Source organism: Paenibacillus marchantiophytorum (assembly GCF_014640555.1).
In the GTDB taxonomy this organism is placed as follows: Bacteria; Bacillota; Bacilli; order Paenibacillales; family NBRC-103111; genus Paenibacillus_E; species Paenibacillus_E marchantiophytorum.
This window is the reverse complement of the sequence record NZ_BMHE01000027.1, coordinates 63198-89041: the sequence shown is the minus strand read 5'-3', so window position 1 is coordinate 89041 and position 25844 is coordinate 63198. Positions and strand designations below refer to the sequence as shown.

The 25844-nt window shown below is 37.1% G+C and carries 16 protein-coding genes and 1 pseudogene; 1 reads left to right on the top strand and 16 read right to left on the bottom strand.

Annotated features, from left to right (window positions below; genetic code table 11):
• Positions 1–89 precede the first annotated feature (89 nt).
• The 14 genes and pseudogenes from IEY34_RS22565 to IEY34_RS22500 form a co-directional block, all read right to left on the bottom strand.
• Complete coding sequence (locus IEY34_RS22565; RefSeq protein ID WP_189015349.1) at positions 90–1232, bottom strand: hypothetical protein; 1143 nt, start codon at positions 1230–1232, stop codon at positions 90–92.
• On the bottom strand, positions 1186–2904 hold the full coding sequence (locus IEY34_RS22560; protein ID WP_189015347.1) for an AAA family ATPase: 1719 nt from the start codon (positions 2902–2904) through the stop codon (positions 1186–1188). Before IEY34_RS22560 ends, IEY34_RS22565 begins: the two co-directional genes overlap by 47 nt.
• Before the next feature lie 7 nt (positions 2905–2911).
• Positions 2912–4657, bottom strand: a complete 1746-nt coding sequence (locus IEY34_RS22555; RefSeq protein ID WP_189015346.1) for an HsdM family class I SAM-dependent methyltransferase — start codon at positions 4655–4657, stop codon at positions 2912–2914.
• A complete protein-coding gene (locus tag IEY34_RS22550; protein ID WP_189015344.1) occupies positions 4658–5794 on the bottom strand; it encodes a restriction endonuclease subunit S in 1137 nt (378 codons plus the stop codon).
• A gap of 61 nt (positions 5795–5855) precedes the next feature.
• Positions 5856–7544, bottom strand: a complete 1689-nt coding sequence (locus IEY34_RS22545) for a UvrD-helicase domain-containing protein (RefSeq protein WP_189015342.1) — start codon at positions 7542–7544, stop codon at positions 5856–5858.
• Entirely contained in the window at positions 7529–9598 is a 2070-nt protein-coding gene (locus IEY34_RS22540; RefSeq protein WP_189015340.1) for an AAA family ATPase, read from the bottom strand. The genes IEY34_RS22545 and IEY34_RS22540 overlap by 16 nt, the downstream gene beginning before the upstream one ends.
• 136 nt (positions 9599–9734) lie before the next feature.
• Positions 9735–10658 (bottom strand): AlbA family DNA-binding domain-containing protein, encoded by a 924-nt coding sequence (locus tag IEY34_RS22535; RefSeq protein ID WP_229757787.1) that lies wholly within the window; start codon positions 10656–10658, stop codon positions 9735–9737.
• A 217-nt stretch (positions 10659–10875) separates the two neighbouring features.
• Positions 10876–12804, bottom strand: a complete 1929-nt coding sequence (locus IEY34_RS22530; RefSeq protein ID WP_189015338.1) for a TnsD family Tn7-like transposition protein — start codon at positions 12802–12804, stop codon at positions 10876–10878.
• A gap of 30 nt (positions 12805–12834) precedes the next feature.
• Complete coding sequence (locus IEY34_RS22525; protein ID WP_189015336.1) at positions 12835–14553, bottom strand: TnsD family Tn7-like transposition protein; 1719 nt, start codon at positions 14551–14553, stop codon at positions 12835–12837.
• Positions 14554–14628: 75 nt separating this feature from the next.
• Positions 14629–15942, bottom strand: a pseudogene (locus IEY34_RS22520) (ATP-binding protein); the annotation flags it as partial.
• 21 nt (positions 15943–15963) lie between these two features.
• On the bottom strand, positions 15964–16386 hold the full coding sequence (locus tag IEY34_RS22515) for a hypothetical protein (protein ID WP_189015334.1): 423 nt from the start codon (positions 16384–16386) through the stop codon (positions 15964–15966).
• Positions 16379–18538, bottom strand: coding sequence for a TnsB C-terminal domain-containing protein (locus IEY34_RS22510; RefSeq protein WP_189015332.1), 2160 nt, complete (start codon positions 18536–18538; stop codon positions 16379–16381). The genes IEY34_RS22515 and IEY34_RS22510 overlap by 8 nt, the downstream gene beginning before the upstream one ends.
• Positions 18522–19364 carry a TnsA endonuclease N-terminal domain-containing protein gene (locus tag IEY34_RS22505; RefSeq protein WP_189015330.1) on the bottom strand — a complete coding sequence of 281 codons (843 nt, stop codon included), beginning with the start codon at positions 19362–19364 and terminating at the stop codon, positions 18522–18524. The genes IEY34_RS22510 and IEY34_RS22505 overlap by 17 nt, the downstream gene beginning before the upstream one ends.
• A complete protein-coding gene (locus IEY34_RS22500) occupies positions 19361–19696 on the bottom strand; it encodes a Mu transposase C-terminal domain-containing protein (protein ID WP_189015328.1) in 336 nt (111 codons plus the stop codon). Before IEY34_RS22500 ends, IEY34_RS22505 begins: the two co-directional genes overlap by 4 nt.
• A 234-nt stretch (positions 19697–19930) precedes the next feature.
• Between IEY34_RS22500 and IEY34_RS22495 the strand changes: the two genes are divergently transcribed.
• Entirely contained in the window at positions 19931–21286 is a 1356-nt protein-coding gene (locus IEY34_RS22495; RefSeq protein ID WP_189015326.1) for a hypothetical protein, read from the top strand.
• Between the two features lie 141 nt (positions 21287–21427).
• Here IEY34_RS22495 and IEY34_RS22490 read toward each other — a convergent pair whose 3' ends face one another.
• Positions 21428–22435, bottom strand: a complete 1008-nt coding sequence (locus IEY34_RS22490; protein ID WP_189015324.1) for a hypothetical protein — start codon at positions 22433–22435, stop codon at positions 21428–21430.
• A 45-nt stretch (positions 22436–22480) separates the two neighbouring features.
• A complete protein-coding gene (locus IEY34_RS22485; RefSeq protein WP_189015321.1) occupies positions 22481–25831 on the bottom strand; it encodes a DEAD/DEAH box helicase family protein in 3351 nt (1116 codons plus the stop codon).
• Positions 25832–25844: the final 13 nt, after the last annotated feature.

Here is a 25844-nt window from a genome sequence, read left to right as displayed (position 1 = left end):
CGTGATAAAGGCAAAAAAAAGAAAGTCGTGAACCACTAAAAATTACCATGTAAAGAAAGTTGTGAACCGACCAATTGGACTCAAATTTTCTATAAACATCCTTCTTTTAATTCAAGTTCTATTGTTTCGGTTATATCCTTATAAAACCCCACAAATTTATCACTACTCACAGTAAGGATATTTATATATTGAGCCAATAAGTAGGAATCTGGGACAGTTGATCGTATACGCATCTCTGCAGTATACATCTTGTTAAGTTTCTTTCGAACCGAGGTTTCAGTTAAAAGCTCCTCTCCATCTATGAATTCACTTATAATATGGGCTCTGACCGTTTCATACAAACTGGAGTTTATTTTCCCAGACCATCGTTCATTTAACTGGAATAAAGCTTCGAAATTTTCAACTCTAATACTTTCAGATTCCTTCCCTTTTACGGTAACAACCATAAACTTTTCATCAGGATCACGTTGATTAATCTCTACAGTGATAGAATCTATGCCCGGACGATGGTAAGGAAAAAAAATATTTAGAAGACCTCCTTTTTTAGGATAATTTTTTAATGGATCTTGAGCACCTTTGATATTCTCATTGCAAGTTTTACAAAGTGGAATTAAATTATCTGGAGAAATAGATAGAGTTGGGTAAATTGACTTAGTTAAATAATGATCCAAATCAGCATAACCATCTTTTTCTGTAACGGCAATCTCACCGAGACATGCAGGACATACCGGATTAAAATAGCCATTAGTTTTTTTATTTGCCTCAAAATACCCCTTTCTTACATGTACGCGCCTTAGCTGCGGCACTGAAAGTCCATTCATACGAAATCCCGTTGAACCTCCCAAAATATCATCATAAAGTGCTTCAAAAAAAGGCTTTGCAACTTTCTTTACGCAATTTGGAAGGTCAGGGAACTTTAATTTATAATTTAATCGTTCTAAATATGTAAAAAACTTAATATCTCCTTGGAAGGCTAGGTGGAGGGCTTTACGATCTTCTTGCTTTAGTTTGAATAAGTTTGAAAGACCACCTCTTACAGCCTTGTAACGAATAAACCAATCTACTCCTTGACCCATAAAGTTTTTTTTAAAATCATTAATATTAAATCTTGTTCTTTTGGAATATGCCACATAATGAAGAACCCGTTCAATAAACTGACATACCAAACGCATGTCAGTTTCTACATTAGTCTTCTTCGTCTGAAGTAATATTTTCTTTTCCTCCTTCCTCATTATCTTTTGATTGCTCCAGTTTTTCTATTTGAGTGTGGATACGGAAACGATAGTAACCCGGGCCTACTTTCTTCATAAGATCAACTAACTCTCTTTTATCTTCGGAGTTGAATTTTTCCTTCAACAACCTCATTGAGTATTGACCAATAGGTGAGTCCACTCCAAAAATACGTTTTGATATCTCTGCACGATTTGCCGCGAAAGTCGAGATTGACATCGGCGCAACATGAGTAGGTTCAATTCTAGATCTTTCTAACAAATACAATTGATCAGGATCCGCATCTGTTAGCAAAAGTGTAGAATGTGTGGCGATTATAAACTCATCCTTCGTTTTCCCCTTGTCATTTTCAGACAGTTGATGAAGCATTTCCACGAATTGTTCATTCCAAGATTCATTTAAATGGACATCAGGTTCATCAAATAAAAATAGAACGTCTCCATTTCCATTTGCACGTGATAGTAGAACTAGACCTAGACGCCCGACCCACAGATACTCTCCGTCACTTAAGGCATCTTCATGAATTAGTTGCTCTAACCCTTTATGTTTAAACATGAGGTGTGCATCCAAAAGGAAGCCTTCTCGTTTAGCAACAAGAAGCATAGTTAGTAGATCAAATGGGTTAATATCGAACCCGAACCCCTGGCATCGATATTCATCATTTTGATGCCCCGAAATGGAAAAAAAAGCAACTCTCTCTTTTTTAATGCTTTGGTTAAAAATAGCGTTTGATGTGTTTGTCTTATCTCTGGAAATATTCCAAACATGGCAAATTGCCTGATCCTTAGGTAGTTCTCTTTGTGTACTCATCCATTTTACAAGTAATTGAAACCTAGGAGGAACTTGATGCGATTCAATGTATTCCTTAAGCTTTTCTTCATCAACTACAAAGGTAACTCCAATCGGTTTTACCCCTCCGATCATATCAAACAACTTTTCACGAAGGGCAATATACCTTTTATCAAGTTTGGGTTCTTTCTCCGAATATAATGAAGGTATAGCAGCACTTAAACAAAGCAATACATATTTTGACGTTTCACCATCAATATATAAGTACGAAGCATCATCGTAAAGACGATGTAGATTTATAAGTGAATGCTCAATCTCTAACATTTGCAAATCATAATCTTGCTCTGCAGGAGATCCATGACGAGCATCATAAATATCACTCTTAATCGATTCCTCGGGTGAATGTAGTAACACATCCTCAAAAATGTTAGTTGGGCCCGACGCATATCCAATAATCCGCCGAGGGTGATATTCCTTCCACTCACTGAACGGGCGTTTACGTAAATCAAGCCGAGTTTTCATGCCAGTTGAGTCCACCACATGAACTTGTAGTCGTGATTCTGTATCTATTTCGTGCGCATTACCTGGAATACCCCGCTGAGAAAGCTGTAGAATATCACCATTAGGCTGTACCTCGATTTTAACTGTTACTCCATCAAGTTCTATTGAATACATCATCTCGAAGTAAAATCCCGGTGTTTCATCTTGCATAATGCATGTGAAAATTAGTCCCATCGCTTCAAGCAGTGATGTTTTACCAACACCATTTCTACCAATTAAAAACCGAAAAGGGTCCTTCCCAACGCTTCTTTCAATACTTTTAAAGTTAATTGTAAAATCATTTAATTGTTTATATTTCTTAATATGTATCTTAAGTAGTCTCATACAATTTTTAACTCCTCAGCAAATTTGTTGCTCTCTTCCATAGAATAATATTTATCGGCTTATGAAAGCTTACTATTCGATCGCTCTCCTCAGAGGATTGTTTGGGATAAAGCATCACCCCTGATGATACAGCTTCAATAAGTCCTAGGGCCTGTAATAATTCCGTAAATTGCTTTGCTTCTTGAACTCCCAATTTTGTACTTTCATTTAATTTTTTATTCACTAATTTTGCAGCCTCATGAATGGCAAGAGGCTGCTGTGCATCTACAAAAATGTCGAATAAAGCCTTTTGTTTTTCTGATAAATGCTCCTTTAAAGCATGCATAACAGTGTTTAAATCCGCTTCAGCGGCTGTGGTTGTAACTTCTTTGAAATTAGTGCCTATTTGAGGGGATTCTGTCCGTTCCTTAGAATGAATCATAAAAAGTTCATCCATCTCGGTCCTTATTTGCCCTTCAAGTTCTCTTAGCTCATTTATTAAGCGATTTGGGTCCAACCATTTTCTATCGAATACACGCTTTCTGTAGGATGATGCAGCAAGTTGGTACTGTTTGTCCTCAATTTCCCAAGAAGGTGTAATCCAATTATGGTCTTGATTAATATCTGGTCCTTTTCCATATTTAATATACATATTCCATGAATCAATTAATTCATCCCATAATTGCTTATCATTGCGTAACTGATTGGGTCTTTGATCAAACTCATAAAACCATATCTCCCTATTAAGACTACTTGGATTATTAGAAACAAGTAAGAGCGATGTCTTTATTCCGGTACCAGGGAATATGCCCGGTGGTAAAGAAACAACTCCATCGACTTGAAAGTTCAATAATATATTACGTCGAAACTCAATATCATACCTCACATTACTTGATAACATACCCTCAGGGACAATAATTGCACAACGACCTTGTCTCTTTAATAATGAAAGTGCTAGCTCAATAAACTCATAGCTTCGTGTGCCATTTTTTGAATACCCCATTCCCATTGAATACCACATCGTGTCAGGCATTCGGTCATATCTTTTTGAAATTGGTGGATTGGTGATGACAAAATCGAATTTTCCACGATGTCTCTCAGACAAAGACAAACTGTCCTTGTTATGTATTTCTGAGGAAGGTAAGCCCCGAAATATCATGTTTAATTGTGCTATCCTCGAAACAAGAGTATTAATTTCAAACCCTATCGGGTTTGAAAGAAGTTGATATCTTAAACCTAGTTGTTCAATAATTGAGATAAGTAACGTCCCGGTTCCACAAGTTGGATCACAAATGCTTAATTCATTAGACGCAAGGTCACTAGTGTCAATAAGCATTCTGGCCATAGAATTAGCAAGAAGTCGTGGAGTTGTGTTGATCCCTGATTTTTGGCTATATGCTTTATCTAAAAGGGATTCAAAGAGTTTCCCTATCAATTCGTTCTCAGAATAATAACTAAAGTTTATGTCTAACAAATAGATAATACGTTCAAAAGCGTTCGGGCCGAATGGGAGCGGAGAAAATTCGGAATCATTACTGAAAAGAAATCTTATATTAGATCTCAATTCCTTTTGATAAAATTCAGTAGCCTGCTGAGCCCCATTAGCATTAATAATACTAATCAAGTCATTCCAAAAATAATCATGTCCCTTGAATCTACAATACAGGATGTATGATATATGTTCGATTATTGCCGTGGAATCACCTCTGCCATCTTGATTTGCCGCTTTCCACAGCTCATCTGAAAATTCCCTAAATTCATGTTCATTAAACATTTATCGTCTTTGACTCCTTCCAAAAAGTGTCCTTGATAAGAAAATCTCATCAGCATATGTCTGATACAGCGAGTTCATTTTGTCTAAAGCTACTCTATTATCAGATATTATTTTATTTGTCATAATTGCAATTGAAGAGAACATTTGTTGATCTTGAATACTAGGAACTTTAATCGGTAGTTGCGAAATAACCGCTATTAACTCTCTTCTATTTTTATATTGAAAAAGAGATTTCGTATCATGATAATTTTCTTCCAAGTATTTTGCCAAAAATTCTTTGGACACTTTATTTGATGGTGTAAGGCGTATCCAATCGTTTGAGATTGCCACTGGCCTTTCCCACCTATGAAATATTACTGGATCTATTGTTTGCTTATTGCTGTATCGATACCACAATACATCATTTGGTTTGGCTAGTATTGGATAAAGGGAACCTTGTTCCCCCTGTTCTATTTCTATTAAGTGTTTGTGTATATACTTGTTTGGTTTCCCCTTTAAAATCAAAGTGCCGCTATTGACTTGATGACGATGAATCTTTTGGCCGACTTCTATATTATCTAACAAATGCCCGAGAGTACTTACGGGTTGTGACCTAATTCCCTTTTCAACAATTTCTCCGTACTGAGCTAATGTATATTGGGATGCAAGAGACATTAATTTTTCGCGTTTTCGTTTTATGGTATCAATTTTCAGCATATAATCTACTATATTTTTTTGTTCCATCTTTGATGGAATAGGAACGAGAATATTTCCTAATAATGTTTGATTCCAGCGCTCATTGTGTTTCGATCGATACCATTTTAAAAAATAAAATATATATTCTGGGAGAGCGTAATCGGGATTAATGTAAATGCCACAAATGCCTTGTTCTGCGTAAGCATCGATTTCAAGTAAACCAATTCCAATACTAAACTTCCCCAATGAAATGAGAATTGTACCTTTTGAATATAAATTATATCTTTTTTGTGGCTGACTATACTCAAGCTTTGAATTCTCTACAGAAATCACATTATTCTCAGATAAAGTACGATAATTAACAACCTGAGTCTTATCTATATTTAAATTCCGGCTTAAACTGGTACTTATACCGATTGTAGATATTTCTTGAAGGGGTACTCCTTGCCAATCTTCTACCATAATCGCCATTCCTCATTTATTCATTTTTATATCTAGATACCCTGAAGAAACAACGTTTCTATTAGTGTAAAGTTCTAATACATATAACCTCTAACTTCTTCTTTGCCGTTTCTGATATTTCAGGCAGGTTAATAAACAATTTCTTTTTAGCTCTACTACAAGCCACATAGTTAACCCTGTGATCCTCATTCCCATCAATATCCGGATTTAGCAAGAATCCCAAATCCCTTTCCTCATTGTACTTATACCCATCCCTACCTTTGACAATTACTAATACATTGTCGAACTCGCTACCTTTTGCTTTATGAATTGTACGATGTAAGCTATCATCCTCGGCTATTTTTACATTCAGTGCAATATTTGAATATAACGTGTTTTTGTAAAATATCTCTATTTCTGATGCAGTTTTTTCGTCCTTACTCTCTCTTATCTTTGGAAACTTAAAGTGAGCTAATCCCAATAGCTTCTCATAGAATATCCATAATGGTCTATTACTGTATTCGTGATATTCATCTAACATCATCTTAATAACAATTAATGAAGTCTTTTGCCCATTATAATCGTCTGACATCCTTAAATGTCTGCTTAATTCTTTTATAGCTTCTTTGTAGTGGGAAAGTCTAGCATATTCTATTGCTTTTATCATTGAGATAAAAATTTTCCTCCGATCAGGATTTGAATCTATATAAGCATCTTCAATCAACATCCACTTCTGCCCATCTTCATAATCCGTGTTATTTCTCATCGAATTAGCCATAAGATTCGAGTATGAAAGGGTAGTTACCTGTTCCTCACCAACAATATCTTGTATATGTTTTAGTGCCTGCAAAGGTTGCCCTACGATAATAGATGGAAGGTTCCCTTCTTTCAGGTCTGGGCTCCTTTGAACAATATCCTTTCTAATTCCATTTAAGAGATTAATAATGTTTTCAGAACTCCTATGGTTATCCTCCATTTTGTAAGATACCATTCCCGACAATATATAATTATCAAACTGTTTAACATCTGCGCCTTGAAACTCATATATCGATTGAGCTTTATCCCCAATAACCCCAACAATTGTTTCTTTTTCGGCTATTAATTTAATAATCTCAGTTTGTACTGGGTTCGTATCTTGAAACTCATCAATGAAGAAATATGGAAACTTAGAACGAATTATTCGAAGAGTTTCTTTAGATGAGTTTAAAATCTCCCATGCAAAGGCCAGTACATCATCATAATGTATAATTCCTTTTTCCCAAAACATCTTTTTATATTTTAAAAGGCTCTTATGAAAATCACTTTTTCTTCCACGTATATGCAATTTGCAAGAATCTCCATCAATAAACCAAAATACTTTTTTCATTTCCTGCTCTTGTATTTTTTTCATACTCAAGTCTGTCATTCTAAAATAACCATTAGAGACAATATGTTCGTATGGTGCATCTACTTTCATATGATTGATCTCATGTTTATCGCTGATTAAGTGCAAGTATGGTTTAACTATATGTGTGAAAAGAAAACTATGTATTGTACAAACTTCCACATAATCAACTTCATCACCAAGTCTTTGTAGAATTGTCTCAACACCCACATTTGTGTATGTGATACACGCGATTTTTCTGTTTCTTCCTAAACGAGTTGAATTATGAAGGACGTTCTTAATATGGCGTATTAAAAATCTTGTTTTACCTGCTCCAGGACCAGCAGTAATTTTGAAATGTTGTTCCATATCTATTTGAGAATCAGCATTGACTAGCTGCACACCCATCTTATCGCATCCTTAATATAATCTGGAACCTTGAAATTAGCAGCATTCTTCTTTAGAAGATTCTCATCTAAAGCTTTCGCTAATTCATAAGCATTTTCACCTTTTTGAATGGAGTTTAAATACCTAGAAGCAAGTAAATGTTCCCGATTATCTGCTCCCTTGTAACTTAGTATACTTTCGATAATTCTTTTGTTTTCTTTTCCTTTTTTCCCTAGCAATTCAATCATCTCACCCAACGGTTTCCCGTCTCGATAATAGTCAAATAAATCAGTAAGTTCCTCGCAATTCGATATAGATTCCGTCAAAATCAACTTGCAATCCAGATTGGTGTATGCAAGAGCATATTCAAATGTTTTTCCTTGGCTTTTTCTTTGCGAAAAGCATGCAATATTATTATGCTGACTCTTTCCATCTGTACCCATAGTAAACTTATCAACCAAGTCATTTGAGCAGGATTTATAAATATATTTACCCACATCTAATTCAAGTTCATATGGATAACATTTTTTATACCCATCATCACCCGCTATCTCTTTTCTAGTTGGATCAAGGTCAGTTATACAAGCAACTTTCTTGTGAAGCGTATAGTTATTATTTGAATTGAAGAGCTTGAGAAAATGTTCAAAGTAGCGACCACCTATATTTATGACCGATATATGATTACTCTCTAAATCAAATTCTTCATATTGTGCAAATATAGACATATTTAATTGCTCTGTGATTCCTTCTACTAAAATTACTCCTCTAGCAAATAACATATCTGATTTGGTAGAGTCCAAAAACCGCTGTACATACGTTTTAGACTTTAAATCTTTGCCAAATGCTTTACCTAAATATCCTATGTTTAAGGTATTATCATCTTTTTTGTGTAAACAAATGATTTCATCCAAGCTTACTGCAGAGGTAATATTAGGAGAATGTGTTGTAATAAAAATCTGCCTTACCTTCTCTTTAGCATTCTCTCTTAGGAATTTTAAAAACTTATACTGCATTGCAGGATGCAGGTGTGCCTCAGGCTCTTCAATAGCTAGTATGGGGAAAACTTTTGCATTGCTCCCTAGGTAATCTCCTGATGCATCCCTCTGCATTTTTGCTAATAAAAGTGACATGAAAATTAAATTATTATATCCTAGCCCGTTATGCGTAGCTGGAACGGTTATACCCGATTGATATTTAACTATTAATCTCAACGCTGAGTAAAGTTCAGTGTCTAAAATATGACCATCAAAATCAGGCTCAGCGTTTCCAAACGATGCTCCAGTATTACTTGCATAACTGAGCATTTCTCTTTTCCCACGTTCCATTCTTCGTTTTAAAGTGTTAATTAACTGAGAGGCATTAGTTGAGAACTCTTTTTTCAGTTGTTTTATTTCAGTTTGTTGTTGAGATTTATTTTTTGTTTTATCAATCTTTATTTCATAATCTATAAAGAAATCTATTACTTCCCTTAATAAGGTGTTTTTACCAGTGAACAGATCCCGTTCAACATCTCGTATTGCATCCAAAAATTGAAAATCGATTTTTTTCAATGCTTCAACATCTGCAACCTGTTTATAGTTAGGATTTCCCCCATAAATATTACTCTTATACTTCCTTAAAAAATTATGTTTTATTGATAACCAATACTCCTCAATATCATCTGAGACTATGTCAGCTAACATTTCTTGATATTCTGCCTCTTCTTTTTCTGGCAAATAAAACTCATATGTTAATTGCGCTTTATAGGGACTTTTTAGTTCAGTCAACCATGTAGACACGGTTATTAGATCCTCAGAGTATTCTGTTTCATTTACCGATTCTGAAAATGTAACTGTAATTGAAACCTTAGGTGACTTCGCCTTCAAATCCTTAATACTTATGCTCTTATTAAAATCATCTATTGCTAATTTTTTAGGGGATCCACAATTTAAAACTAAATCTAGTGCTTTTAACAAATTTGATTTTCCAGAATTATTATGGCCAATTATTACATTTACTCCCTCGCTAAATTCAATAATGTTATCTATTCCATTAAAACTCCGAAAGTTTTGAATGTTTATTTGCGATATATACATAAATACTTTCTCCTTTACCTATAAAAATATGACTTTATTGTCACGATGGATGAAATTGATCTTAAGAATCTCTCCTTTTGGCGATATAATTACTGAACGTTGTAATTCCGCAACAACAACAGACATTCACAATAATCTAATGCGTCCTAAACTTATGTTTTATGCCCTTCTTGCTCTTCACCTTCCATAAGAAATCACCATCCGCAATTACTCTTCCCGCTACCTCTGTATGATAAATATTGTCACGTCCATCCTTGAATGCTAAATGACACACCAACGGCTGCTCACAAATACCATGCTCATCCATATCCAATCGTAGAGGATCAGCAGAACTAAACCCAACAAATAAGCGCCCTATAACTTCTGTTTTCGGCTGTAAACCCAATCTAAAGTCAGCTCCAGCTATTTCGTTTATCCCATACACTGGATGCTGAGAAAGCTCTATTCCTTTATCATTTGATACGATTAACATTCCGGCAACAAACGTTAATGGATATTCGGTATTATTGGTTATTAACACCTCAATGGAAGCACAACCCTCTCGGTCATGCACAGCCAGTAATGTATCCTCCAGGAGTCTTATCTCTATCTCCCCATGATGTCTGTACATATAATCAAAGTCACTTCGTTTTGCATTAGCATTCAAACTTCCTTTTCTAATTAAACAAGAACCTTCATTAAATCGTTCATTTTTTCGCTTTATCATATATGGCTTTTTATCAGTATTAAATATCCTGATTACCCCTAATGCTTTTCCATTAAAGTCATATTTGAAATAATCCATCTGAATATCAGGCTCTATATTACTTAATATGACCTGCGTATATACAGAAGAATCAATAAACTCCTCGGGGTTAATCCCTTTAATTTCTTTTCCTTCCGGACGGTCCTTAATTCCTACTATTATGTATTTATCACCTACATGCCTTGAATTGGCCATAGCCATAACATCTGCTAGTAGATCTACATGTTTTTCTTTAGAATATTGTTTTTCTTTGAAATCTAAGTATTCACATTCGTAACCATATAAAATTAAGTCATCTAGGTCATTCATGTTCATAGACTATAAGCCCTGCCTTTCAGACTATATCTTTTTACCTACTCCCATTATAATACATTCGATAGCAATCGACATTATTTTCCTTCTCATACAAACAAATGAAAACAAAAAAAGGAGGCATATTCCCCCTTTTAATTCTGTACACTCTGAAACTCTACTAATTTCGAGGTAATTGTATTACGCAAATCATTAGATACTAGACCAGTTTCATATATTTCTACTTCGTATTTTCAATATAGTGCCTTAACGCTGCTTCTATTTTAAGCTGATCATCGCCAGTACAATATTTGTATCCTCTTCTAATTTTGAGGCTGTCAAAAGTAATTTCTCGATACCGATTTCCTTTCAAAAACTCAACCATCTTCGGTATAATACGAATTAAATAATCTATCTTCTGTTCAGCACATTCACTTAAAGCATTTTGGGATAAGGGGAATGAATATTTGTACATTCCATATCTACCAGTATCCTTTTTCGACAATCGTGCCAGTATAGTATAAGGTTTTATTTGTTTCACAGGGTTTTCACTATATAATTGCTTTGAAATACTTTTTATATGGTTACTTATTTCAAGATCGATTAAATCTAGATTTAGTTCTCTACTTCCTCCCTTACATACAGTAGGCATATTTTTATCAAACCATACTTTGTCATACTTCGATAGCCAATTATATTGAACAGGATATAGCTTCTTTAAATCTGTCCTGCTTAGTATCTTCTCCTCATGTAACAAATGCCTGAATACTTCTCTAAATCGGATTCGTTTGAGTTCATCTCTAGTAGCACTTACTTCTTTCATACCTTTTAGTATTTCATCCAAGTAAATATTCGTTCTTTCCTTCTTTATTCGTTTGGATTTTCCTGGGGAATATTTCGCTACGGTTGTTTCTGAAATATGTAATTGTTTAGATATTTCAGTAAAATTTAATCCACTATTAACCAACTCTTGTATTTGAGCATGTAATTTAAATCCTATTGTCACAATAAAAAAAGTTTCGTCTTGTTCATTATTCTTGAATCGCTTTTTTCGAATGTACGTATAACCACATTTTTTGCATTCGAATTCTCCAGAAATAAAACCTCCTCTTTGTATCATTTTAAAGGATTTTATCGTTTTCTTTTGACTACAACTACAGTTTGGATTCTGACACTCCCAAGGCCCAGATTCAAATGGTAGGTCTACCGCAAATGAGTATTTTGTATTTAAAAATTGCTCTACGGACCTATCAAGAAACCTCATGAGTAAAATATAAAAAAGTATTTGTGAGTTCATATATTCTGGATTAAAAAGTCTCTTTATTGTTCTCCGGGCATATAATTGACTCTTTTTCTGACCTAACTCTATCAATTTACTCTCAGAGTAATATTCAAAAAAACCTTGTAATAGCTGGGTTTTATACACAATTCCTGACGGATGTATATACCCCCGATCCCCTAAACAAGCAATGAACTTCTGCGCCATCTCAACTGCATCTAAATCTGAGTTATTTTCATTAAGATAAATAATATCCCTAATCAAATCGTACTTTAACTGTCCCAAAGTATCTGTTTGATTCAAATCGTCATCGACTAATAAATGGCCATTGGGGCACTCTGGTTTAGACAAGAGATTATCCCCAATTGATCTTGCGAGTACTTCATCACATGTCGGACACCTCGAAATAAGATATACATTATGTTTGTAACAAACATCCATATATTGGACTTGATGATATTTATGAACGAAGCATTCACCATAAGTTTTATAATCATCATTCAAACATTCTAGACAATAACAAATATTCTCACTTATCATTCCCTTTTCTGAACTTCCAGATAAAACCCCGGCTAACGAGGTTTTACCTTCATCGCCATATAGAACATCATTAATAATTTCTTTACTTTGATCCTTCGTAGTAAATAACTGGAAAAGTCGATGTAAGGTTGTCTTAAGTAAAATATCTGACATTTTTACCTGCCGCGGTACTCTTTGACCCAAAAATTCAAGATTTCGTGGAAGATGCCTAATTTTAAATGTGTTTAGGCCAAATAATTGCTGAATTGTTTTGGAGTAAACTGTACCATGTTCATAATAATGATATCGATAAACCACACTTCTAAAATCTTCATTTGGATATGGAGTTGGGAAAAATCCTAGGTTATACATTTAGTCCCCTCTTCTATAGGACGTTCGGTCTCAGCTAATTAATTCATTCACTTTTTTAAACACGGTTTTATTTAAGGGGTGGTTTAATCCAGCCACTTTTAATAACCTCCAGCCTAAGACCTTCATCTCCGTACATCTCAGTTTGCTAGCCGCCAAGACAAGCCTTCTCAGTTGGTATTCTTCTGTGGACTCGCTCGATGATTGCATAAGTTTTTTCGTATTGGGTAGTTTCTCAAGATTTTTATCTGTGATCTTAAAGAACAATTTATCCGCCGCAATGTTTCTTACTATTGAACTCTTGGAAATTCGAAGTGGCTTGTCCTTTGATTTAATTTTTACAACGGCGTTTACTATTTCGGGGTATAACAGTGCATCTCTCTCTTCCCAATTAATTCTACCAAAAGTGCTTTTCCGTTGTTTTCTCTCTCTATTCTTTTTTGGAGAAATACCTCCGATACTGAGATATTTTACTTTGGTTTTACATTTGTTCGTTAAGAAAGACGTTTGATTCTTCACTGTTCCAGGATCTACACCCAATGTTGCAGCCTTTGCACGCAACGATTTGTCGCTGCCATTCAGTTCAATTAGCTTCGTGTACCATGCCTCACCAAAACATTTAATCCTACCTACTCTGTATCTGTCCTCTATGCTTTTATCAGGCCCTCTACGTGAATAGACAAACCCACACGAACACGAGAAAGATCCGACCGGTAACCTGGTTTTGGAACATCGAGTAACTTGACATTTTTCAATGACAGCTGCTTCAAAGTGAACGGCAGCCTTGTTAAGACATGGCCACGGCCCTTCACCAAATGGGTAAGTACTTGTATTATTTCTATTTGATTCACTTGATTGGTTAATGTATCTACATAGTAACAAGTGTCTGAGGGGCTGGGTTAGTTCTTTATTCCCCCTTACTGCTTTATGCAGCCATGAATCAGTACTTTTCAAATTAATGGGGCAATGGAGAAATTGCAGTAGCCCATCACCAAAGTAATCTTGAAAATCCCTTATAAGCCGATCGAAACGAACTCTCCCCCCGTCATTCATATACCCCTTCTCTTGCAATGCAGGCGTGTAGTTGGGTATTTTTTGTCCGAGAGATGCATTCAGAATTAACGCCGATTGTTCAGCAATGAACTGGAGATGCCCAACCCATCTTGGGTTAATCTCCTCAATCTGATATTGTTCTGTATTAAGTTCAGAAAGCGGTATAAATGCAAATTTGTGATCACTTGTAGAGCAAGTCACTTTGCTTTTGATTAGTTGTTTTTTATGAACATCACAAAAAACAACACCGGGTAATTGATGAGAACGGTGCCAGTAAGGCTCACCTATCTCAAAATCTTCGTTATAACATTGCCGACAAAACTTTAGCTGAGCTGGAGACTTAATAAGACTCGCAGGAAGACCTAATTTTGAGTGTACTACTCCCGATGAAGCTCCGTGGGCCATCAGCTCTCTTGCTTCATTAACTTTTTCTTTATTTAAGAAAGTTGAGTAGTACGGAAGTAACGTATGGTATTGGATAAAGTGTCTTACTGAATAGCCACCATTAATCCGATCTGTTAGTTTATCTAAATGACTTGGCAAATCAACAGTTGCACACACAAGTCGATCTCCGAATAAGTCTTCAATAGTCTGTTTCTGAGTCCTATTACCAGAAATTTGGTGATAACGGGCAATACCGCTATATAACAATTCGTCTTTATATAAAGTAGGGAAATGTGCTAGCAATAGAATCATCATCCTCTCTATTAATACTCAATTACTCTTCAATCGCTAGCACGTTTTCCTATGCAGTTTAGTACGATTTTCACTAGATTAGATTATTAGTCTCGAGATATCATCGTTTGACGGAATACTCCCCATTTCGACTAATTTTTCATAAATTGCTTCACTTCCCTTATCTGTTCCTCGTGCAGCATTCCTTAAATCATCTATTTCTAAAATTTCCTCTTCCTTCTGCTTTTTCTTCGCTTTTGATTCCTGTAAGTTCTTTTTACTACTCGCAGTTTTATCTACAGGGTGTGTAATATCTTCAGTCCCAGCACTTAAAGTGACCTCTTCCACTACTTGCTTCCTAAGCTCTACAAAATCTTTTTCTGCTTCATTCGATTGTAAGATTCGCTGTGCTATCTGTTCTGCTGAAGCAAATGTGGCCCCAAAATCTATTGCTGTCTTTACAAGTTCAATATATTTCTCTTGATCCTGTTCGATTTTATCATCGCGCAATATCTTCGTTCGAATCTCACCTTGAATATTTACTTTTTCAGATGATTTTTTGAGATACTGATCTAGAACATTCCATTCTGGATATAGATCATCCACTAAGGATAATAGGGCTGGATCGTTCCTTCTCAATATTTTTAATAACGGCTGTACTAACTGCATATGTCTCTTGGCAACAGACTTTAGGAGTCCTACTGTAATCTTTTCATCCTTCGGATCCGCTTCCTCCATCGCTTCCCACTGAGCAAGCATATAGAGTTTAACTGCTATATCAACGATACCTTGAGATAGATCGTACATTGTTTTCTTTATCGATTCCGACAGTGGAGAGTTTTTTGCTGTCCATTGATATCTCCACAAAGCATTCATGAAATAGTTCCAGTCGTCCCCCTCTGTTAATCGATCCATAATTAAATCACCCTGCCCTGTGCTCCTACGAGCCTGACTAAACGATCCTGATAGAAGTCGCATCGCCTTAAACGTCCCTATCAAGACAACTGGAACACCAATCGTATTAATCAGTTGTGTAAAGTAATTCAACATTCTTTCGGCACCACCACTTTTCATAAAGCTCAAATTTTGAATTTCATCTATAACTAAGACTCCAAGACCATGAAGGGTTGCAAGATGTGCCATAATTGGAATGAGCATATCTACGGATGCTCCTTTAGAGGCAAACTTCTGAAAATAATTAGTCCCCAAATGGGAATCGATTGCTTGCAAAAAGTTAAAACATAGCCCTTTAAGCGAACCATCAAATGGACAATTAAGTTTTAACCACACGATCTGTTTCCTAATAAAAGGTTTTCCTTTGTATTCCACATGATGGATCACTTGAGGATATAGCAATAAAGAGCTCTCTATCGCCGTAGTCTTTCCTTGTCCACTAACTCCAAGAATGGCAAAGCCCGCAGCAGTGGACCTTACTCAAGCTATATTTAAACCAGATGAGTCTACACCAGCATCAAGGATCTCATTAAAGCCAATATGAAATTGACGAATTGACTCCCGAGCCAGTGGGTTTCTAGCCTTATATCCATGCCGAATTAGTCTTGATAACCTCTGCTCAATGAGTATATGTGACTGCAGTGGCTCTACGTAGTCGGAAATCTGTTGAACCAAATGTAGTCTTGTTTGTTTCCCCAGCTTTCGCTGTTCTTCGTTATAATCGGGGTATTTCGCAATTTTGGAAATGACCTGATGATCCTCAAAGATAGGAGGCAACGATTCAATAAATGGGTTATCTTTGTAACCTCCAATTACCTGTTCAGCGTATACTGCCTCTACTTGTTCACCTACTAAGCTGGGGATATACTGATACTTATTTTCAAAAACAAGCTTTCTAGCCATGAATACGTTCCTCCTTAATACTTGCTAATAGTTCTAATTTTGATTTTGGTCGATAGGAATCAATTGAAGTTACATTAACTTCTTGTTCCTCTGCACTATTTTGAGATTTGCCTAATTCATAGGACTGAGATTTTCGAATCTCGTCCCTTTCTTCTGCTCTATTTTGATGAATGCCAGATTTCCGCTCTGTTTTGGTCAAGGTTGTATCTATTTGCTCTTCCATACGTTTTGTTGCCTTATCTACAATTGCTTCGAGTTTAGCACTCAATGCAACTTCTTCTTGCAGTTCGGTTGAACGATAAATACTCCGATTTAATTTATCTTGGTACTGTAATTCTTTTATTTCTTCAAGGGATAGGTCTTGGTATCTCGAGGACTTTTCTAACAAAAAGCATTTAATAAAACCCCTTCCATTATCCGTTTTGACATATACATGATTCATGCATCTTCTGTCATAAGAAATGATCGTTTTAATGGACTTTCCCTTTACAAACCATCCTTGTCGAACAAGTTCTTCACTACCAAAATACATCCCCTCAAAATAGATTCCTTCCCGACTTGCAGTAACGCTCTTTTCTGGCATTACATTTAACCTAACGATGTCTGGGTGTACCTCTTTAAGAAAATGATTATGCGCCACACCCCAATTCCAAAGTTCACGAGCTATCGGTTTAACGTTATCTTTTGCTTCCGCCTTATCTAGTGGATAATGCTCCATATAATGAGAGTTATTTCGATAAAGGATTCTCTCAATGAACATGGTTGAAAAATCCTTAAGTGTTAACTTCGCATCTAATACATAATCGGGGCCTCCTCGTTTTATATATTCCTTCTTAACTGCTCCTGGCATCCAAGGTTGCAGCGTTAGATTCAATGTCCTAAACTGTTGCTCAACAATCCCCTTTAAGTCAGCACGGTATGGAGGTGCATTCTTCAGCTTAATACCGAGAGCTTTGGCCAATGAGTCTGCGTTCTTACTCTCCATTTCTCCGCGATCAGCATAAAAATTTTCAGGCATGTGATGACATGGCCAATCTTCTGGTTGAATGGGAATATCGTACTGGGCACAAAACTCCACCTTATTGACTGCTGTATTCTCAAGAGCCATCATCATGCCTTGCCAAGAGGGCCCTTCTAAACCAACATAAAATCCAACAATCATATGACTCCACACATCAACGACAATGTAAACAACTGGCCTGCCAATTATCTGATTTGGATCATCAGAGCTAACTAGATACACATCAGCTACAGTAGCGTCTATCTCAAAGATTTGTCCCGGACCTGATGCCTTTCTTGTTTCCGAGCCAAGAAGTGGTCGGAAATCACGGTTGAAAGTAACCTCCCCTTCCCTTGCAACCAACCTTTTACCACGTGGAAAATGAGTTTTAATATGATAGCGCAACTGAGTTATACTTGGAACTTTATACTCAGGTGGAATTATAGGTATTTCCACTTTATTTCTAATCTCTGTTCCGATTGCAAAGTGGTTTTTAAGCATTTGGACATACGTAAATCGTACAGAATCACGTCGGTTAATCTTCAAATATATATCTCTAATAACTTTATCGAAGATCTTTCGAATCCCCTCGTTAACCACGACACCCTCCATATCGGGACTAATTGCCTTTTTCGTTTCTCTAGGTCTTCCCATCTTCTTAGTTGGGTTTTTCCTTCCACCCGGCTTGCCGCATTTCCGAAATCGAGGAAGCAAGGCATTTACCATTTTGCCTCCTGTCCAATAATAGTGAAGATATTTGTAAAAGCTATTTTTCCCTTTACCTGTTTCATCACATGCTTTCTTAATCATTTGATATCTTTCCGTTGGATTATATACATTAGGTTCAATCTCAACCATTTCACTAATTAAACTCCATGCATGATCCCTAATTTGAATTTCTTTAGTGGTTAACTTATTGTCAGTTATCATAAATTTTGTATAAGGATCATATTCACGTTTAAGTAGAAATCCACTTTTTATTTCTAACTCCATTGCGGAAAGGCTTTTCAGAACAGGTAAGCCTTTCTTATCTAGAATTGAGATTGTCACGACTAGATCCTTATCACGATTCATCCAGAGTATTCTTTCACAATCGATTAGTTTGGCCTCACCATCGCGTCTATCGAATAAATTACTAACGTATAATTCCATAACCTATACCTCCATCAACCTTATTTTTATATACTTTTAATGGCTGAAGGGTAGGAACAATTCTTTTATTCATATCAACTCCCCAAAATCGATTTGCTATTAAATGACGTACTACAAACATACAGGTTCCCTGATCTAGTCCTTCACTTTCATCAAATTGCAAAGTCGTTTTAGCTAATGGCATTTCCTCCTTTTGAATGGCTTTATATAGCATTGGTTCAAGTTCTGTAATAAGCTGTTTTGAAATCTGATTGCCATCTAATCCTTTTGCTGAATGCAACCACTCAACATTTTTGACAAGTTCATAGTTTATTTGAGCCTCAGTAATTAATGCCCAGTCGATTCCTGAATCCTTAAAGAATCTTTTTTCTATCTCGAACTTCTCCAAAACCCTTTTGTTTAACTTAGACTTTGGTTTAATAGTATGTGCGACAAACCTAATGTCATCTTCCTTTTGAACGCTTAACAACATATCAGTCGTCATTACAATGGGGTGCTTTGTCTTCGGGTCAACAGGGTGTTTAATGCCTAATTTATCTGCGATAAAGAGTGTTTTTTCTAGCGGTAAAAGTGGAAATTGTTCACGTATATCAGCGCAATTGAGAGCCCACTCCATTTGATAATGATGTGCTAATTCAAAATGCTCCGAAAAATAGTGATGCAATCGGCCAGTCTTCCACCCTAATATTCGAGTTACTACACCTTGTGAGGGTACATCATGAATCGTTAACCATGGTTTGTAATCTGTGAAATGTCCTTTTCCTCTTCCTTCCTTTATTCTTTTATCAATCACTATTTGTGTTGTTTTCCTCTGCCTTTTACTCATCTATTTTCCACCTTTCTTTGTGTTTCTCTTAATGATTTAAGCTTTTGAATACTCTCAAAATACCTCTCAAGTTTTGAGTTACACACTTCTTCACGAACCAAAAGATATGCAACATCCGTTTCCCCAATTTCAAATCTAGAGTTGACTAATTGAATCCAGATTTTTGATAGATCGCTATTGTTATATAAGACCATAATTTGAGTTTCCCCATGAAGTTTGGCATATTCATACCATTGTTCACTAATAGCTCGACTGCATGAGTAAAACAAACTATTAAAACTAATTCCTCTAGAAGTAATAGTAGCGATTCCAATAGAGTTATAGCTTTCCATACAGCACCATCCAATTAGTTATTTTGATTACACCTCCAGTTATATCCAATATTATAGGAATAAATTCAATAAAATATTGGATATTCGATATTTTTCGTGAATTTAAGTTCTTTATTTATCCTAATCTCTTTTCTAAGGTTGTTGCGTTAATAGTATTATAGGGAATATATTAGTAAGCGAGTGGCGCAACATTACTAGAAATTGGCGCAAATTTCGATGACTGGAGGAACGGGCGTGTCGATTAAAATAGAGGATTATGAAACAAATCATACAACTTGGCGCGAAGAGTTTGAAAAAGCATATGTAGAATGGGTAGACCTTGAGCTTATTGCTGCTTTATTGAAATCTATCGATTCGTCAATACGTTTTCTTTGTAAGGCTGTCCAAGATGAATCTAGATGGCCATCAAGAATAAATAAATCCCTTCGGACTGTCAGTTATCCAAGAATTAGGGATGTAGCTGATTTCTTTGGGATCCCGCCATGGTTTCTTTTTTATCATAAAGAGAAAAATAATAAAATAATGGCACTATTTAATAACATAGACACATCATTAAAACCCATTGAACTACCATATTTCAGTGAATATGATGTTGAAGTTTATTATGACTTCCTAGAAGAGCTAGAGAAGAGAGTAAGATCAACAGAGGATTTTCATTTTTTATCAGAAAAACTACAGACTTTACAAATGAGTAAAAGTTACAACCACATTGTCTCGGGGAATTGGAAGGCTGTCTTTAGCTTTTTTCACGATATTCATCGAGACTTTGCCGGTGGAGCCACATTTTGGTATAGAGATCCAATTGGTATAGTGAGTGGGGATTTACGAATAAGTTTCATAACTGACCCTCAGAACAAACGTCGACTTATTAAGTCAGGCTGGCTATCGATTAAAATCAAAAAACAAACTGATAAAGGTTCAACAACTATTGATAATTTCATTAATACAGTAGTGACTGATATGGAATGGATATTTGATCAGAAGCCTTGGACATTCGAAATTGACGATACTATGTTATTAACTTGGAATACTTTGCGAACTTCCAATGAACACTTTGATCTTGTTTCCTCTCTAATCAATAGGCAACTTCCTGAAGCGAATTTTTCAATGAATATTGGGGAGAGGTACGATGGAATAGCTTCCGCATTGCTGCAACGTAGCAATCCATTTGAGGAGTTTATTCAAATAATTAAGTCAGATGTGCAGAATACTCAAAAATTAAAAGCAACACGTAGGAAGAATAGTCTTCAGTTACTACTTGATAAAGGGATAATTAATAATGGTGATCATATCTCATTACTCCCTTCAAGTAAGTCCCAGTACCAATTTAATAACGAGCTTATTTCAAAGGCAACAATCAATTTGGAAGATGGTAAACCCACAGTCAGATGGTCTTTTGATAACAAAGTCTATTCCATTTCTAGACTAACGCAGTTAATTCTTACAGAAATTGCGCAACAAACCCACCTAAGCAATCACCATCTGAATGGAACGAAATATTGGCTGTTAAACGGAACGGATAAATCTTTATACGCAATGGCTGAAGATAGTTGGAAATTGTATCGATCGCAAATTGAAAAAAAACATTAACGACTTGACATATTTTGAAAGCTCGACTATGCCAACGTAAGAAAATACAAAAGGTACAATAACCTCATTTTTTTGAGGTACTGTACCTTTTTTTATTAATTAGATTCTTACAGGAGCCTCGAAGAAGCACAAGGTTTTTAACTACTTCAAAAAATACCTTACTACCTTTGTCGAACTTGCTCCACTTGGAGTATCATTAATGATTTCAAAGTTAAAGGCACCAAGCGATACCATTGCACTGCAGATAGACGGCATTCGGTTGGCTAGCTTAAGATTCTTATGAATATCACCAGACCTTAAATCGATGATTGTAACACCTTGTGCTTTAGCTTGATTTAAAACTTCAATAATGTATTCTCGAATCTTTTCAGTTGATCCAGCGTTTTTGCTTACTGATTTAACTTGAACACTACCTCTCGCTAAATAAAAACCAGCAATGAATTCATCTACTTTTTTCAGTTCTTCACTATAGTCATCCGGATTATCCATGAAATAGCCGACCTGCCAGAAATACATATCAACTAGCTTCATCGGTGTATAGGTTGAACCATCTTCTCTAAACAAACGTTGGCACTTTTCAAACTCATCACGATTTAGATAGTAGAAATCTACGATCTCCATTAATGATTCTTCATCAAACTGTTGTTTTATCCCATGTCTTTTTAATGCAGCTTTTAAATATCGATCATATGCAGGAACATTGCCATATACACCGAGCAATATTTTTGAAGCCAATGTATCTGTTACGTTTATCATTTTATCCTCACCATTAATCTGAGGGATGTTGTTGATAAATGCGTCAGTTGTGTCTTGAATAAGTTCATCTATACCTTCGATACTTATCTTATTCATGTTTAGGTGAAGTTCTCGATCATAATACTTATGATAGTGAGATTTCGTAACTACTTCCTTTAGAAAGTACTCATGTACGCGATAATCTTTTTGGAGTAAAAATGCCCCTCCACGCAACATTCCCCAACTTGCTAAGTAAAATGCTAAGTGAAGACACCCGTGATCCAATACTTCTTCATTCTGAACGGAAATAAAGTTTTTATTGAAATATCGATAGCAATGCTCCCACGATTTATATCTATGGTGCTTATCAAGCCTTAAAAGCAGATGATATTTTGAAATAACATCAAAGATCATACTTCTCCTCTTTCCGCAATGCCTATCTATCCTCACATCTCCGCATTAACTCAAGATCTTAACCGCATTCTCCTTGATCTGTGTTACCATCTCTACAAGTCGCTTTTGCTTCGTGCCATCGAACAGCTTTACGAAGCTCTGTGGTTTATCGAACGGCGGCTTCGTCAGTTCCGATACATTATCGATATAGCCGTTCTGCACGATATAATCAATAACCTTTTTCACAAAAACGATTTGCGCCTGGCTTAGGAACTGATCATTAATAAATTCTGAGAATGCAACGGTCGCCGCCTCATACTCCAGCTTAGCGATTTTGCGCACCAAAAGACCGAATGGCGTGTTCTGATACTCTCGTTGATAATCCTCAGCCGTACCTAACTCTCCTGTGAAAATCTTCTCTAAACTTTCGTAATCGAGAGCAGTAAGCGGGATATTGTTCCGAAGTTTATGAATGGCCAGTGTGTCGCGATTCTTCTCAATATAGCGATTAACCTTCAGCTTGTAGTCCTCAAAGTCATAGGCCTGGTACATCTCTTTGCCCTCTTGAATGCTTAGAACTTCATCGGCAAGATTCGTATAGATCGGATTTTTCCCACTGCCTTCATCGATAATGAATTTGATAAGACTACGTAGCTCAACACGCACCTTCTCAAAATTCAGCATATCCGAGCTATGCCAGAAATCGTCCGTTCCAATCGTGCTGATCAGCGCCAGTTTCTCCTTAATCTGCGGAATCGTAGCCCGCTGTAGTAGATTGGAAGAGATCTCTATCAGCTGCTTCTTAGCTTTGTTCAGTTGCGCCGAACCCTCGATCTGAGCAAGCATGAGTCCATACATGAAGTTGTCAAAACGCTTGGCATGCTCGTCCGTATCATCCATGTAAACGATAGGTGCAAGATAGGTAATCAGGTTGCTCTTATCTACATCGGACAGACAAACGAATGCAGCCCCCTGTTTATACTTCTCTACATATTGCAATTGCATTTTCACCGAGATTAGCTCCACGTTCAATGCCTTTATCTGCAATAGGACCGTATCGATCAGTTCCGAACGAATAGCTTGATAAGGTTCATCGATGAAGGTGGACTGCTGAGTATGATGGATCAGCCTAACGCGCTTCGCAAAGATCGCTTCAGACAAGCTGTGAGATTCATTCCCCTGCAATCCTTCCTTCTGTTGACGGAAAAATTCGAAGTTCCCTAGATAATCGAAAATGACAAAACGCGTCTTATCTTCTCCCTCTCCGAGCAGGTTCTTACGAAGCCTTGTCCCGCGGCCAATCATCTGCCAGAATTTCGTCTTGGAGCGAATGCGTTTGAAGAACACCAAATTGACAATATCCGGGACGTCGATACCCGTGTCCAGCATATCCACAGATACCGCGATATGCGGCTCTTTGCCAGGAACCTTAAAATCATCAATGATGCTCTGCGCATAGCTGTCATCCGAAATAATTCGCTTAGCGAAACTACCGTTATACTGCGGATAAAGTTTATCGAAACGCTCAACGATATATTGAGCATGCTTTTTATTTTGCGCGAAAATGATCGTTTTTCCAAGCCTGTCTCCGCCTGCCACCTTGATCCCCTTGGTCATCAGATCCTCTAGAACTCTATCAACCGTAGCTTGGTTAAAAATAAATTCATTCACCGCAGGGGAGGGAATAAACTCAGGCATCTCACCGTCTTCATCTGTGAAATCTTCTTCATAACGTGCCTTATCTTCTGTAGAAAGATCGTCATAAGTAATTCCCTGCTCTAGGAACTTCGTTGTGATCTCGATATTATGGTAGGGAACCAGCACATGATCAATCTCTACCGCTGTCTCATAGGCATACGCATAAGTTGGCACGCCGCTCTCCATCTCGAAGAAATCGTACGTATTACGATCAACTTCCGTCTTCGGTGTTGCCGTCAATCCCACGATAAGACCGTCAAAATATTCAAATATCGTCCGATATTTCTTGAAAATACTTCGATGCGCCTCATCCACCACGATCAGATCGAAATGCGCGGGAGTAAATAGACGCTTTCCATCATCGCCTTTTGCCTTATCTATGGTGTTTAGCATAGTCGGATATGTCGAGAATACAATACGAGCGGTCTTATCATCCTTATTGCTCAGCAAATTACATAGGGACATATGGGGTAAGTAGTTTTTGAAGTCGTCCTTCGCCTGCTTAACCAATGCTGTTCTGTCTGCTAGGAACAACGTATTGGTCACATAGCCCCCGCGGGATAGCACATCCGTCAAACTGGAGGCAGTTCTCGTCTTCCCCGTACCTGTGGCCATCACGAGAAGCGCACGTCTATGACCTGTTGTTATATGCTCACCTACCGCACGGATGGCTTCCTTCTGGTAGTAACGGTCTGTGATTTTATCATCAATGATGACTTCATCCAACACCTTGCGTTCGGTGCGGCGGTTCATCAGCTTTTCCAAATCAGCCTTTGAAAAAATACCGCTCACCTTACGCTGCGGAGAGGTAACGTCATCCCATAGATTGGTTTCGAACCCATTCGTGGTGAACATCATCGGTCGTCTGCCGGTCATTTTCTCAAGACAGTCCGCATAAAGCTTCGCTTGATGAGTGCCAATCTTCGGATCCTTCGAAGTACGCTTCGCTTCAATGATTGCAAGGGGCAAGCCATCTTTGCCATACAACACATAATCCGAATAGCCCTTCTCCTCATGATTAGGCATGCCAAACAGCTCTACTTCTTCCCTCACATCATCGCCAAATGTCCAACCCAGCAGCTTCAACTCAACATCAATGTATCTTTTGCGTGTTTTAAATTCAGTAATATCCTCAGGGGTAAAATGCCGCTGTGCTTGATGCTGATCTTTGTCAGCTGTAAGCCGATCGCTCATTGCTGCGATTTTGGCATGGAGTGCCTCGATCTCGGAATCCTTCTGTTCGAGTAAACTATCCTTCTCTTTGATCTTCGCCTCGTCGAGAACGACCTTCTCAGCTGGGATGTTCGCTTCATTAAAGGAGCGTTCCTCATAGCTCGCTCCATAGCAATAGTCGATCCATTGCACGAACTCAAACAGAGAGGCTAGGGATAATAAAGCATCGCCTCGGCTAACCGACTTGTTGGTATGTACAGCAAGGTTGCCCAGATTAATGATATAAGGCAGCTTCCCCCAGGTCTGGTTCTCCATGGCGAATCGGAAAGAAGGCTCATGAATCAATGACTGCAAATTATCCTTATAGGGCAGCGTGATAGTATTATCAGCGGCGTATACCCATTTGACCGCAAGCTCAAAGGCCTTCCGGCTGCCCACCGCTGCCATGGCAGGAGAGGTGGCAAGCACCCGTTCAGCCTCGATACAGGCAGTAGCAAATAATTCGTATTCTGTTTGTCCCTGTAAGAATTCAAAGTTGGCAGTCATTGGATTCACCTCA